Origin of the sequence: Lentzea sp. NPDC004782 (assembly GCF_040609115.1) — a bacterium.
In the GTDB taxonomy this organism is placed as follows: domain Bacteria; phylum Actinomycetota; class Actinomycetes; order Mycobacteriales; family Pseudonocardiaceae; genus Lentzea.
Genome location: NZ_JBEXJN010000004.1, coordinates 261,968 through 275,385 on the forward strand (window position 1 = coordinate 261,968; position 13,418 = coordinate 275,385).

The 13,418-nt window shown below is 68.3% G+C and carries 15 protein-coding genes; 10 read left to right on the plus strand and 5 right to left on the minus strand.

Features of this window, described 5'->3' with window-relative positions:
• The first annotated feature begins 81 nt into the window (after positions 1-81).
• The 7 genes from pheS (at position 82) to ABZV40_RS06100 (ending at position 6,298) form a co-directional block, all read left to right on the plus strand.
• Positions 82-1,149: a phenylalanine--tRNA ligase subunit alpha gene (gene pheS / locus ABZV40_RS06070; protein WP_355436536.1), complete on the plus strand. Its 1,068-nt coding sequence runs from the start codon at positions 82-84 to the stop codon at positions 1,147-1,149.
• A gap of 5 nt (positions 1,150-1,154) precedes the next feature.
• Positions 1,155-3,629 (plus strand): phenylalanine--tRNA ligase subunit beta, encoded by a 2,475-nt coding sequence (pheT, locus tag ABZV40_RS06075; RefSeq protein ID WP_355436539.1) that lies wholly within the window; start codon positions 1,155-1,157, stop codon positions 3,627-3,629.
• A gap of 242 nt (positions 3,630-3,871) precedes the next feature.
• On the plus strand, positions 3,872-4,312 hold the full coding sequence (locus tag ABZV40_RS06080) for a hypothetical protein (protein ID WP_355436542.1): 441 nt from the start codon (positions 3,872-3,874) through the stop codon (positions 4,310-4,312).
• Between the two features lie 3 nt (positions 4,313-4,315).
• Positions 4,316-4,705 (plus strand): hypothetical protein, encoded by a 390-nt coding sequence (locus tag ABZV40_RS06085; protein WP_355436545.1) that lies wholly within the window; start codon positions 4,316-4,318, stop codon positions 4,703-4,705.
• Positions 4,702-5,163, plus strand: coding sequence for a hypothetical protein (locus ABZV40_RS06090; RefSeq protein ID WP_355436548.1), 462 nt, complete (start codon positions 4,702-4,704; stop codon positions 5,161-5,163). The genes ABZV40_RS06085 and ABZV40_RS06090 overlap by 4 nt, the downstream gene beginning before the upstream one ends.
• Positions 5,163-5,519: a hypothetical protein gene (locus ABZV40_RS06095; protein ID WP_355436551.1), complete on the plus strand. Its 357-nt coding sequence runs from the start codon at positions 5,163-5,165 to the stop codon at positions 5,517-5,519. The genes ABZV40_RS06090 and ABZV40_RS06095 overlap by 1 nt, the downstream gene beginning before the upstream one ends.
• A 281-nt stretch (positions 5,520-5,800) precedes the next feature.
• Complete coding sequence (locus ABZV40_RS06100; RefSeq protein WP_355436554.1) at positions 5,801-6,298, plus strand: hypothetical protein; 498 nt, start codon at positions 5,801-5,803, stop codon at positions 6,296-6,298.
• Here ABZV40_RS06100 and ABZV40_RS06105 read toward each other — a convergent pair.
• Entirely contained in the window at positions 6,295-6,963 is a 669-nt protein-coding gene (locus ABZV40_RS06105; protein ID WP_355436556.1) for a DNA alkylation repair protein, read from the minus strand. The two genes, ABZV40_RS06100 and ABZV40_RS06105, sit on opposite strands and share 4 nt — an antisense overlap.
• A 104-nt stretch (positions 6,964-7,067) precedes the next feature.
• Between ABZV40_RS06105 and ABZV40_RS06110 the strand changes: the two genes are divergently transcribed.
• A complete protein-coding gene (locus ABZV40_RS06110; protein ID WP_355436558.1) occupies positions 7,068-8,417 on the plus strand; it encodes a glycoside hydrolase family 28 protein in 1,350 nt (449 codons plus the stop codon).
• A 20-nt stretch (positions 8,418-8,437) separates the two neighbouring features.
• On the plus strand, positions 8,438-9,442 hold the full coding sequence (locus ABZV40_RS06115; RefSeq protein ID WP_355436561.1) for a hypothetical protein: 1,005 nt from the start codon (positions 8,438-8,440) through the stop codon (positions 9,440-9,442).
• Here ABZV40_RS06115 and ABZV40_RS06120 read toward each other — a convergent pair.
• A complete protein-coding gene (locus ABZV40_RS06120) occupies positions 9,399-10,451 on the minus strand; it encodes a 2OG-Fe(II) oxygenase family protein (RefSeq protein ID WP_355436564.1) in 1,053 nt (350 codons plus the stop codon). The two genes, ABZV40_RS06115 and ABZV40_RS06120, sit on opposite strands and share 44 nt — an antisense overlap.
• Positions 10,452-10,534: 83 nt before the next feature.
• Between ABZV40_RS06120 and sthA the strand changes: the two genes are divergently transcribed.
• On the plus strand, positions 10,535-11,950 hold the full coding sequence (sthA, locus tag ABZV40_RS06125) for a Si-specific NAD(P)(+) transhydrogenase (protein WP_355436566.1): 1,416 nt from the start codon (positions 10,535-10,537) through the stop codon (positions 11,948-11,950).
• On the opposite strand, the gene ABZV40_RS06130 is transcribed toward sthA, so the two are convergent.
• The 3 genes from ABZV40_RS06130 to ABZV40_RS06140 form a co-directional block, all read right to left on the minus strand.
• Complete coding sequence (locus ABZV40_RS06130; RefSeq protein WP_355436569.1) at positions 11,951-12,592, minus strand: response regulator transcription factor; 642 nt, start codon at positions 12,590-12,592, stop codon at positions 11,951-11,953.
• A 235-nt stretch (positions 12,593-12,827) separates the two neighbouring features.
• Entirely contained in the window at positions 12,828-13,058 is a 231-nt protein-coding gene (locus tag ABZV40_RS06135; RefSeq protein ID WP_355436607.1) for an HNH endonuclease signature motif containing protein, read from the minus strand.
• Between the two features lie 103 nt (positions 13,059-13,161).
• Positions 13,162-13,418 (minus strand): hypothetical protein (locus ABZV40_RS06140; protein WP_355436572.1); only part of this gene is annotated, 257 nt, incomplete at its 5' end.

Genomic DNA, 13,418 nt, shown 5'->3' on the forward strand with positions numbered 1-13,418 from the left:
CGCCGCGGAGTGGTCAAGACCGCCTCCACTAGGATCGGTCTGTTGATTACCGAAGTCCGCGACGGGAGCTGTCCGAAAACCATGTCCGGAGCCAACGACCCGTACGACCCCAAGGAGGTCGCGGCGCTGTCGGCCGAGAACCTCGACGCGGCCGTGCAGAAGGCGCGCGAGGCGTTCGCCGGAGCTGCCGACCTCGAGGCCCTGGCGGCGGTCAAGCCGGGTCACCTCGGTGACCGGTCGCCCGTGCTGCTGGCCCGCCGCGAGATCGGTGCACTGCCGCCCAAGGCGAAGGCCGAGGCGGGCAAGCGGGTGAACGAGGCGCAGTCCGCGATCAGGACCGCGTTCGACGAGCGCCACGCCGTGCTCCAGGTCGAACGCGACGAGCGGGTGCTGCGCGAGGAGACCGTCGACGTCACGCTGCCCTGGGACCGCTTCCCCCGCGGCGCGCGCCACCCGATCACCACCCTCGCCGAGCGCATCGGCGACGTCTTCGTGGCCATGGGCTACGAGATCGCCGAGGGCCCCGAGCTCGAGACCGAGTGGTTCAACTTCGACGCGCTGAACTTCGGCAAGGACCACCCCGCCCGCTCCATGCAGGACACCTTCTACATCGCGCCCGCCGACTCCGAGCTCGTCCTGCGCACCCACACCTCACCGGTGCAGGCGCGCACGCTGCTCGACCGCGAACCGCCGGTGTACGTGGTGTGCCCCGGCCGCACGTTCCGCACCGACGAGCTCGACGCGACGCACACCCCGGTGTTCCACCAGGTCGAGGGGCTCGCGGTGGACAAGGGCCTGACCATGGGCCACCTCAAGGGCACGCTCGACGCGTTCGCCCGCGCCATGTTCGGCGAGGACTCGAAGACCCGCCTGCGCCCGAGCTTCTTCCCCTTCACCGAGCCCTCGGCCGAGGTCGACGTGTGGTTCCCGGAGAAGAAGGGCGGTGCCGGCTGGGTCGAGTGGGGCGGCTGCGGCATGGTCAACCCCAACGTGCTGCGCGCCTGCGGCGTCGACCCGGACGTGTACTCCGGCTTCGCGTTCGGCATGGGCCTGGAGCGGACGCTGCAGTTCCGCAACGGCCTGCCCGACATGCGCGACATGGTCGAGGGCGACGTCCGCTTCACCCAGCCTTTCGGAACGGAGGCCTGAGCCGGATGCGAGTCCCGGTCAGCTGGCTGGTCGAACACCTGGAGTTCGACGAAACCCCGACGCCCGACGAGCTCGCCGCGGCGTTCACCCGCATCGGCATCGAGGTCGAGGAGGTGAGCCCGCTCGGTCCCGTGACCGGCCCGATCGTCGCCGGTCGCGTCGTCACGATCGAGGAGCTCACCGAGTTCAAGAAGCCGATCCGCTACTGCGAGGTCGAGGTCGGCCCCGAGCAGGTCAACCACATCATCTGCGGGGCCACCAACTTCGTCGAGGGCGACTCGGTCGTCGTCGCGCTGCCCGGCGCCGTGCTGCCGGGCGGGTTCGCGATCGCCGAGCGCAAGACGTACGGCCGCGTGTCGCAGGGCATGATCTGCGCCGCCGACGAGCTCGGCATCGGTGACGACCACTCCGGCATCCTCGTGCTGCCCACCGGCACCGCGCAGCCCGGTGACGACGCGCTGGAGCTGCTGGGCCTGGGCGACACGGTCATCGAGCTGGCGCCGACCCCGGACCGCGGCTACGCGTTCTCGGTCCGCGGCCTGGCCCGCGAGATCGCGTGCGCGCTCGACGTGCCGTTCGGCGACCCCGGCGTGGTCGAGATCCCCGAGCCCGAGGGCGAGGCGTGGCCGGTCCACATCGAGGACCGCACCGGCTGCTCGCGGTTCGTCGCGCGCCGCGTCACCGGCGTCGACCCGACCGCGCCCACCCCGTGGTGGATGCGCCGCCGCCTGATGCTCGCCGGCATGCGCTCGATCTCGCTGCCGGTCGACGTCACGAACTACGTGATGCTCGAACTGGGCCAGCCGCTGCACGCGTTCGACGCCGCGGCGCTGTCCGGCGCGCTGACCGTCCGCCGTGCCGTCGCCGGCGAGAAGCTGACGACGCTGGACGACGCGGTGCGCGCGCTCGACCCCGACGACATCGTGATCGCGGACGACTCCGGCGTGATCTCGCTCGCCGGCGTCATGGGCGGTGCGTCCACGGAGGTCCGGGACGACTCCTCGGACATCCTGCTGGAGGCCGCGAACTGGGACCCGGCGTCCATCGCGCGCACGGTCCGCCGGCACAAGCTGCCGTCCGAGGCCGCCAAGCGCTTCGAGCGCACGGTCGACCCCGCGCTGGCCCCGGTCGCGCTGGAGCGGGCCGCGAAGCTGCTCAACCACTACGCCGAGGGCCAGATCAAGCCGGGCCGCACCGACGTCGGTGTGCCGTCGCTGCCCGAGCCGGTGTCGATGCCGATCGACCTGCCGGACCGGGTCGCGGGCGTCCGCTACGCGCGGGGCGTCACGGCCCGCCGCCTCGGCCAGATCGGCTGCCAGGTCTCCGTCACCACCTCCGACGACGGCCAGACGATCGTCACGGCCGTGCCGCCGACGTGGCGTGCCGACCTCGTGCAGCCCGCCGACCTGGTGGAGGAGGTGCTGCGGCTGGAGGGCTACGACACGATCCCGTCCACGCTGCCGCCCGCCCCGGCCGGTCGTGGTCTGACCGAGCAGCAGCGCCGTCGCCGCACGGTGTGGCGCACGCTCGCCGAGGCCGGGTTCGTCGAGGTGAAGCCGTTCCCGTTCATCGACCCGTCGGTGTTCGACGCGTTCGGTCTCGCCGCGGACGACGTGCGCCGCAACACCGTCGGCGTGCTGAACCCGTTGGAGGCGGACAAGAACGTCCTCGCGACGACCCTGCTGCCCGGTCTGCTGGAGACGTTGCAGCGGAACCTGGCCCGTGGTGCGAAGGACCTCGCGCTGTACAACATCGCGCAGGTGACTCTGCCGCGCGCGCAACAGGTCCCGGTGCCCGCGCTCGGGGTGGACCGCCGTCCGACCGAGGCCGAGGTCGCCTCGATGCTGGCCGCGCTGCCGCAGCAGCCGCTGCACGTCGCGGGTGTCCTCACCGGGCACCGCGAGCTCGCGGGCTGGTGGGGCAAGGGCCGCATCGCCGACTGGGCGGACGCGGTCGAGGCCGCCCGCCGCGCCGGTGAGGCGTACGGGGTCTCCCTGCGCGTCGTGGCGTCCGACCTGCTGCCGTGGCACCCCGGCCGCTGCGCCGAGCTGCGCGTCGGCGACTGGCCGGTCGGTCACGCCGGTGAGCTGCACCCGAAGGTCGTCGAGGCCCTGGGCCTGCCCAGGCGGACCGTGGCGTTCGAGCTCGACCTGGACGCGCTGCCGCTGGAGGACCACCGCCCGGCCCCGACGGTGTCGGCGTACCCGCCGGTGCTGCTGGACGTGGCGCTCGTCGTGGACGCCTCGGTGCCGGTGCAGTCGGTGTCCGACGTGCTCGGCGCGTCCGCGGGTGAGCTGCTGGAGGACATCCGCCTGTTCGACGTCTACACGGGTGAGCAGGTGGGCGAGGGCAAGAAGTCGCTCGCGTACTCCTTGCGGTTCCGCGCGCCGGACCGCACGCTGACGGTGGAAGAAGCGACGAGGGCTCGCGATGTGGCCGTAGCGGCCGCCGGCGAACGTTTGGGCGCATCTCTGCGTTGAATCGAACACAGGGCGCTTAGTCGGTTACACTTGGTGAGGCCCGAGATTCTGCGGAATCTCGGGCCTTTTCCGCGTCATGAGTGCCCTGACCTGTAGTCCGCGTGTGCGCGAGTACCGATCTGTGCGGATTGACAACAGTGCCGGGCAGGTCCATTTTCTCGTGTCTTGTGCACGCTGTGTAGTGCTTGAACGTTCTCCAAACTTTGAGGCATCCCACCACGGATTTCCCTCAGGAGAACGAAATGCGCAAGCGCACCGCCGTCATCGCAGCTGTCGCCGTCGTCGCCGTCGGCGGAGGCGTCGCCTATGCGGCGTGGTCCAGCACCGGCTCCGGTTCCGGCACGGTCAGCTCCACCACGAGCGCCAACTCGACGATCAACGCTGTGGACGGCGCGGGCGGCCTGTTCCCCGGCAAGACCGTCAGCTTCCAGGTGACGATCAACAACCCGAACAGCTACCCGGTCAGGGTCACCGGCATCTCCGCAGGCTCCTCCGAACTCGTCAACGGTTGCGTCGCAGGCACGGTCACCAGCCCCGCTGTCACCAACCCGGCTGGCACGATCGCACCGGGCACGTCCGGCAACTACACGCTCCAGGCGACCATGAGCGCCAACGCGACTGATGAGTGCAAGTCGCAGAGCTTCACGCTCCCGCTCACGGCCACGCTCGAGTCGGCTGCCTGATCGATGCGCCGCGTCCTGATCGCGCTCGCCGTGCTGCTGGTGCTCGCACCGGTGTCCAGCGCGGCGGAGAGCCCGGCCAAGGCGTTCACGATCGCGGACGTCGGCACCGCGACGGGGCTGGTTCCCGGTGGGACGGTGATCCGGAAGGTCCGGGTCACCAACCCGGGCAACCAGGACATCCTCCTGACCCGGCTGGACACGTCGGTCGGGCGGCCCTCCCCGAACTGCCCGGCGAACGCCGTGACCGTCGCACCGCCGGCCACGCAGATCGTCATCGCCAAGAACAGCTACGCCGACGTGCCGCTGACCGTCCGGATGACGGCCACCGCCCCGGACGGCTGCCGCAACCTCACCTTCCCCCTCACCTACACGGGAACGGCCATCAAGCCATGATCAGCTTCAAGGAACTCGTCCGCAGGCGGTACGTCCGCCGAGGCGTCATCGTCTTCGCGGTGATGACGACCGCGCTGGGCTCGGGGGTCGCCTACGCGGCGTGGACGAGCTCCGGCAGCGGCAGCGCCACCACGAAGGCGGGCACCGCACAGGCTCCGGTGGTGTCGGGCGGCGCCGTCACCACCGGTCTGCTCTACCCCGGCGGCACCGGCGACGCGGTCGTCACGGTGTCGAACCCCAACCCGTACCCGGTGGTCGTCACGACCGTCGCGCCGAACGGTCCCGCCACTTGCGGCGTGACGTTCACCCAGCGCTCGCCCGGGACGGCACTGGCCGCGGGCAGCGGTCCCGTCGCCATCACGCTGACCGGCGCGGTGACGATGAGCTCGAACGCGGCGAACACCTGCCAGGGCGCGTCGATCGACGTCCCGGTTCTCGTCACGATCGCGAGCGCGTGATGCGGGCGGTGATCGCGGGAGCGGCCGTGCTGTGCCTCGTCGCGGCACCGGCCGCCCGGGCCGCCTGGCAGACCGCGGCGCCGGGCGCGGCCAAGGCGAAGGCCGGCACGGTGCAGGCGCTGGTGATCACCTCGTGCGCGAAGGGCACCTCGACGGTGGTGTCGTGGGACCCGGTGCCGGGCGCCAGTTTGTACACAGTATTGTGGCAACAGGGAAACGGTGCGAATGCTCCGTTCAGCGAAACCGCCACCACGGCCTCGTTGACCTACTCCGTGCCCAGTTCGATCAGCCGTGTGCGGGTTCAGGCCACGGTCGGCAGCTGGGCCACCACGTACACCCAGAAAGATTGTCCGTAAAAGTTCGCTCGATCGGTCGAATCCCGGACATCGGGATTTGGAATCAAACCAGCAGGTGGTAGCCCTGCGTAGCTGTCAAGGTGCCAAAGGTCCCTCGTTACAAGGGGAAATCGGCGCCCGTCGGACGCTTGCGCAGTACGTGAAGCTTCTCCAAGATTGTCGACGCGGCCCGCTGGGCCGAGGGGCGAAGCGATGAACCACCGGGCGAGTCTGGTCGCCGGTCCGGTGGGGAGCTAGAGGCGAACCCACCGCCTGGAGCAACAACTCTGGAGAGTTGCGCCATGCGTAGTCTGGGTCCGCGCCTTGAGATCGCCGTGTCGTTGACGATTCTCATGGTCGGCGCGGCCGTCGTGGCGGCCATGCACCTGACGTGGCCCGACCCGGAACGGCCGGCCATGGCCTACTCGGTGAGCAGCGGCGAGTCGGACATGCAGCAGCTCAAGCCGTTCGAGATCAACGACATCTCCGGCGCTCCGGTGGAACTTCGACCCGGCGCCGTGGGCGAGCGCAAGGTGCGGCTGTCGAACCCGAACCCGGTCGACATCATCGTCGAGAGCCTGTCCGCGATCCCCGGTCAGCCGCTCGACGCCACCCAGCAGCGCGTCGAGGGGTGCCCTGCTGGAGTGCTGACCGTCGTGCCGCTCACCGACGTCGTGGAGATCCCGGCAGGCGGCGCGGTCGAGGTCGGGATGAAGGTCGAGGTCGCCAAGGACGTCCCGGCCGCGTGCGCCGAGCTGGTCTTCCCGCTCACGTACTCGGGACGCGCGAAGCACGGCTAGAGGTGCTTGAGCGCCTCACGCCGTGACAGCGGCGACAGACGCGGCCGTGCCTCGACGAACGACCGCACCCACCCCGGCTCGGTCTTCGCGAACTGGCGCAGCGCCCACCCGATCCCCTTGCGCAGGAAGAAGTCGCGGTCGTCGATGTTGGCGTCGATGCACGCGGTCAGCAGCTCGACGTCGGTCGCGTCCTTGGCCCCGAGCTGGCAGATGATCGACGTCCGCCGCCGCCACCTGTCCTCGTCGGTCGACCACTTCAGCATCTGCGGCCGGATCACCTCCGGCGACGACCGCAGCAACGGCCCGATCAGGCGGGACGCGATCTCGTCCACGAAGTCCCACCAGGCGCCGGTCACGATCATCTCGTCGAACCACGGCATCAGCTCGACGGTTTGAAAGCGACGATCCCCGCTCAGCGACAGCGCGACGTACCGCTCCTCGCGGTAGGTGGCCTCCCGCCACAGCGTCTGCACGACGTCGAGCCACTCGTCGCGGGACTCCAGCCGGGGCAGCGACTTCAGCAGCGTCACCCGTCCCGGCTTCGGCACGCCGGCGAACGGCATGTCCGACTTCATGTACGCCTGCATCTCCGGCGCCTTCACCGGATCCGCCAACTCCTGCAACCCCGCCCGAACAGCGGCGACGAACGAATCCTTGGGAGTCACGCCAAGACCGTATACGCTGGCCTTCGCGCCGCCGCTGAAAACGTTTGCAGCCCACGAGTGCAGCGGAGGCGGAAATGGCTGGTTCCCGGCGTACCTTCCTCAAGGTGTCCGGACTGGTGGCGGCTGGAATGCTCGCCCACGGCACAGCGCACGCGGATCCGTGGGACGACGTCGACGCGATCCTCGCCCGCATCAAGCCGCCGACCTTCCCGGCGCGCGACTTCGACGTCACCGCGTACGGCGGCAAGGCGGACGGCAAGACCGACAACACCGCCGCGTTCCGGAAGGCGATCGAGGCGGCGAACGCGGCGGGCGGCGGCCGGGTCGTCGCCACCGGCGGCACGTTCCTCACCGGCGGCATCACCCTGCTGAGCAACGTGAACCTGTTCGTGGACAAGGGCGCCAAGCTCCTCTTCAGCCCGGACCCCCAGAAGTACCTGCCGGTGGTCGAGACCCGGTGGCAGGGCATCGAGTGCCTGAACCACCAGGCGTTCGTCTACGCCAACAAGGCCACCAACATCGCGATCACGGGCGGCGGCACGCTCGACGGCCAGGGTCAGACCTGGAAACCGTGGGGCAGCGGCGGATCCGACTGGACGCTGCTGCAGAAGTGGGGCACGGACGGCACCCCGGTCGCGCAGCGCAAGCTCGGCGACGGCCACAGGCTGCGGCCGAACCTGATCCAGTTCGTGTCCTGCGAGAACATCCTGATCAGCGGCATCACCATCGAGCGCCCGCCCATGTGGAGCGTGCACCCGGTGAAGTCGCGCAACGTCACCGTCGAGGGTGTCACGATCAACAGCCGCGGCGGAGGCGGCAACAACGACGGCGTGGACCCGGAGTGCTGCACCGACGTGCACATCAAGGACTCGACGTTCAACACCGGCGACGACTGCATCGCGATCAAGTCCGGCCGCGACGTCGACGGGCGCCGCGTGAACATGCCTTCGCAGAACATTGTGATCGAAAACAACAAGTTCGTGTTCTCGAACCGCGGCGCGATCTGCATCGGCAGCGAGGCCTCCGGCGGCGCGCGGAACATCTACGCGCGCAACTGTGTCGTCAACCAGGCGAACGCCTCGGACCAGTTGTGGTACGCGGTCTTCATCAAGACCGGCAAGTACCGCGGCGGCGTCATCGAGAACGTCCACCTCCGGGACATCACCGCGAACAAGCTGACCAAGTCGGCGATCCTGATCACGTTGAACTACAGCGGTTCCGGCAGCTCCGGCCCGGTCGTGAACCCGGTCGTGCGGAACCTGACGTTCGAACGGCTCACCGTCGCGGGCTCAAAGGAGTACGCCGTTGAGATCGATGGCCTATCGGCGTCCAAAGTGACCGGCGTCGTCGTGTCGAATTCGAAGTTCACCTCGATCGCCAAGGGCGGCAACAAGCTCACGAACACGCAGAACATCACTTTTCCGGGCACCACTGTGAACGGAAAACCTGCTTGATCGGACTACGATTCGCATTCATGCGCGTGCTCATGGTTGTGGCGGCGCTCGTGCTCACCAGCATGGGCGCCACCAGGGCGGACACGGTGGACTACCTGGATCTGCCGCTGTCCAACGGAAACGGCGAACAACGGGGTGGGGTCCACCCCGACCTGCCGTACGACCGGGCCGTGCTGGAGGCCGTGCTGAACCGCCATCGCGCCAAGGGTGTTCCGCCGACCAGGTTCCAGGCCCTGCTGTGGCAGTACTGGATCGTGCGCGCCGCCGAGGACGCGGGCGTGACGCTGGCCGACTGGGACCCGCAGCGCGGCGCCGAGGCCAACCGCGCGGTGATCTTCGCCGTCTACGACTTCTACGCCAAGCTCTACCTGCAGCACCCGGACACGTTGCGGTGGATGGGGTTCGCGAACATCGGCGCGCCCGCGTTCGCCGCCGGCATGCTCGACCTCGGCACGGTGCCGGAGCTGCGCTGGTTCTCCTCGATGCTGATGTCCATGCAGAAGCACATCTTCATGGACCTCGGTGCGATGCACGCCGCCTACCTCCACGGCGGGGTCAAGGCCGTGGAGGAGATGCGCGACGCGGGGATCATCGACCCGGACACCACCGCGGCGTGGGCGGACCCGGCGCACGCGGTCATGGCGTTCTCGTCCCGCGAGCAGAACCTGGTGATCGCCGACCAGTTCGACCGGATGCGGTCCCGGCTGCTGCCGCCCGGTGAGGTCGTCACGTACGCGATCACCGTGGCCGGTCCGATGCCGGTGCCCGGAGGCAAGACGCCGGCGCAGTACCTGCCGTTGTTCGGCGGTCCGCTGCCCGCGTTCAACTACGCGGACCGGGTGGCCCGCTGGGACTTCCTCAGCCACGACACGGTTCCCGCCTACGAGCGGCTGTCGAAGGACACCGTGCAGAGGATCGTGCGGCGGCCGTTCGCGGACCGCGTCGCGGAGTACCGCGCCGCGGCCCGCCTGCTCGACCTGATCATCCCGTTCGGGAGTGACGAGCCCCAGAACGGAGTTCGCTGAGAACGGTCAGCCGGTCCTCGTCGAGGATCCGCCTCGTGGTGACTCGGTCGGGGTAGCAGCGCATGAACATGTTGGTGAAGTGCGTGCCGTAGTGAATGACGTCGTCGCCCTGCGGGTCGTCCAACGGACGCATGACGGCCTCGAAGTTCGGTTCGTGGAAGTACGCCATGGTGAACCGCTCGCGCGTGTTCAGCACGACCTTGTGCGGGGTCGAGAGCAGCTTGCCGCCGGTGAGGAACTGCAGGATGTCGCCGGGGAACACGGTGAAGACGTGCTGGACCGGTTCGACGAACGTCCAGCCCTCCGCATCCTGGAAGCATCCGGCGGCCGACTCGTCGGGCAGCCAGTTGCGCGGCCGTTCCTCACCCTCGATCGGCGGACGGACGTAGAGACCGCCGACGTCGTCCTGCGCGGCCAGGACGAGCATGCCGTAGTCGGTGTGGGCGCCGATGCCGCGGTCGACCGCGCCGGACCTGGTGGGGAAGCGCAGCACCCGCATGTGGTGCCAGCCGTCGGCGGTGAGCTTGGTGAACGTGTCGATGTCGAGCCCGAAGCCCAGCGCGGTGAGCTTGAGGATCTTCTCGCCCGCGGCGCCGAGCATCGCCATGAAGTTCCGCATGGCGTCGCGGTAGCGGTCGTCGGGCCACGGAACCGGTCCGTGACACGGCCATTTGCCGACGACCCGAGAGTCGTCGAGCGGAACGTCCTTGCAGACGGTGAAGATCTCCGAATAGTCGGCGATGCCGTCGGTGACCTCTTCACCGGACGCGATGTAACCGGCGTAGGTCAGGTCGCTGACCAAGCGCGACTTCTCCTCCAGGGACAGACCGTGGAAGAACCTTCTGCTTGCTGCCATGGCTTCTGCTGTCGTGCGGTCCTGCGCCGCGTCCGTCGCGATCTGCAGGATCCCGTCGGCCTGCCAGGCTTCGATCAGCCCGCGGCCGAGTTCGACGTCGTCGTCCGAGCCGGTGACGCTCTCGGGCAGACGGAAGGTGCGAAGTTCGGTCATGGCCCGACGAACGAACCTTGTCGCCGAAGTGTTCATTTTTCTTTCAGCGGTGGAATCGAATCCGTCTTAGTAGGCTGACGGCCATGACGTCGTACGACTACGACCTGATCGTGATCGGCTCTGGTCCCGGTGGCCAGAAGGCCGCGATCGCGGGCGCGAAACTGGGCAAGCGCGTGGCCATCATCGACAAGCAGGAGATGGTCGGCGGCGTCTGCGTGAACACGGGCACGATCCCGTCCAAGACGCTGCGGGAAGCCGTCCTGTACCTGACGGGCATGAGCCAGCGCGAGCTGTACGGCGCGAGCTACCGCGTCAAGCAGGACATCACGATCTCCGATCTGATGGCCCGCACGCAGCACGTGATCGGCCGCGAGGTCCAGGTCGTCCGCGCGCAGCTGCACCGCAACGGCATCGACCTGTTGAACGGCTTCGGTCGCTTCGTCGACCCGCACACCGTTGCGGTGGAAGGAAGTCACCGCGGCGACCGGACGACGATCAGCGGCGAGCACATCGTCATCGCGACCGGCACGACGCCCGCGCGTCCGTCCGTGGTGGACTTCGACGAGGAGCGCATCCTCGACTCCGACGAGGTCTTCGCACTCACGGAGATCCCGTCGTCACTGGTGGTCGTCGGCGCCGGCGTGATCGGTATCGAGTACGCGTCGATGTTCGCCGCTCTGGGCACTCGTGTCACGGTCGTCGAGCAGCGCGAACGGATGCTGGACTTCTGCGACCCGGAGATCGTTGAGTCGCTGAAGTTCCACCTGCGCGACCTCGCCGTCACGTTCCGCTTCGGCGAGAAGGTCGTGAACGTCCAGGTGTCCGAGGGCGGCACCGTCACGCAGCTCGCCTCGGGCAAGCGCATCCCGGCCGCCGCCGTCATGTACTCGGCGGGCCGTCAGGGCACCACCGAGGAACTGGACCTGGCCGCCGCCGGCCTGGAGGCGGACACCCGCGGCCGCCTCTCGGTGGACGAGCACTACCGCACGCCGGTAGAGCACATCTACGCCGTCGGTGACGTGATCGGCTTCCCGGCGCTCGCCGCCACGTCGATGGACCAGGGCCGCCTGGCCGCGTACCACGCGTTCGGCGAGCCGGTGCACGAGCTGACCGCGTTGCAGCCCATCGGCATCTACACGATCCCCGAGATCTCCTACTGCGGTGCCACGGAAGCCGAGCTGACGTCGTCCGCGGTCCCGTACGAGGTCGGCATCTCGCGCTACCGCGAACTCGCGCGCGGCCAGATCGTCGGCGACGCGTACGGCATGCTGAAGCTGCTGGTGTCCACTGTGGACCGAAAGATCCTCGGCGTGCACGTGTTCGGCACCGGCGCCACGGACCTGGTGCACATCGGCCAGGCGGTGATGGGCTGCGGCGGCACGGTCGACTACCTGGTCGACACGGTCTTCAACTACCCGACGCTGTCCGAGGCCTACAAGGTCGCCGCCTTGGACGCCACCAACAAGATCCGCGCACTGGACCGCTTCACCTCCGGCTGATCACGACCGCGTGAGCCCGGCGTCGTGGGCGACGATGGCGGCCTGCACGCGGTTGGCGCACTCCAGCTTGGGCAGAATCCGGCTGATGTGCGCCTTCACCGTGCCGGTCGCCATGTACAGCCGCTCGCCGATCTCGGTGTTGGACAACCCTTCACCGACGAGCTTGAGCACGGTCCGCTCGGCGTCGGTGAGTTTGCCGATCTTCCGGCGCGCCTCGGATCCGTCGTCCGGCGCGGTGAGGTGACGTTCGATCAGGCGCCGCGTGATCTGCGGGGCGAGGATCGGTTCGCCGCTCGCCGCCCTGCGGACGGCGTCGATCAGGTCCTGCGGTGGCGTGTCCTTGAGCAGGAAGCCGATGGCGCCGACCTTGAGCGCCTGCGCCACGTAGGAGTCCTCGCCGAACGTCGTGAGCATGACGACGTTGGCCCTTCTCGCGATTTGCCCGGCGGCCTTGAGCCCGTCGCCGCCGGGCATGCGGATGTCGAGCAGCGCGACGTCGACGGTGTGGTGGAGGGTGAGCTCGACGGCCTGTTTGCCGTCGCTCGCCTCGGCCACGACGGTGATGTCCGGGTCGTTCTCCAGGATCAGCCGGATGCCTGCGCGCATCAGCGTCTCGTCGTCGGCGATGAGGACTCGGATCACGGTGGTCACCCTAGGCGGTGAAGTCGGCTTGTGTGGGCGGTTGCGCAGGACCTGACGAGATGGGTCATTTCATCGCCGCTTCGCGACGAGGTAGCACCTCGGACCCAAAGTCAAGCCCCAATCGCGAGCGTGCGTGGCTGCGCTGGCACCGCCGATTTCCGGCATTACCGCTTACCGGGTCGGCATCAGGCCTTTACCGGCTCGCTTCGCTTCGCCACGGCCGAAGGCCCGGCGGTCACGCGATCGCACTGATGAGGTTGCGTCTCGGTTTTTGATACGGGTCGATCCAGCTGGGTGCGTAGAACGTCGGTATGTCGTGCACCATTTTCACTTCCCACTCACTCTGATGGATGAGCGTGTGGTGGCGGCGGCACAGCAGCACGGCATTCTTGACCGACGTATCGCCACCATTCGCCCAGTGATGAACATGATGCGCGTCGCATTGTTTGGGTGGTCTGCCGCAGATGGGTCGACCTTGAGCGCGCCTTCCGAGTTTCCTCGGGCACGTTTCTCAAGGTCGCCCGCCGAACCGGACGTGCGCCTCTCAACGCATCCGGCTCTCCATGAGGTCAGGCTTGTGCGGCTGTGTTCAACCTGTTTGCGAAACTGGTCCATGGTGCAGGGATTGTGTAACCGCGCCATCGATATCGTTCGATGACAATGTCTTGCGGGTTATAGAGCACAATCCCGTTCTCGACCGGGCGGCTTGCCGGATGTCCGGTGAGGAACCGGCGTTTGATCTTATGCCAACCCAGCTTCGGGTGTCTTGCTCGCAGCCATCGAACCACTCTCTGCCACATGTAGAGGTAGAGATAGCGGTAGGTGG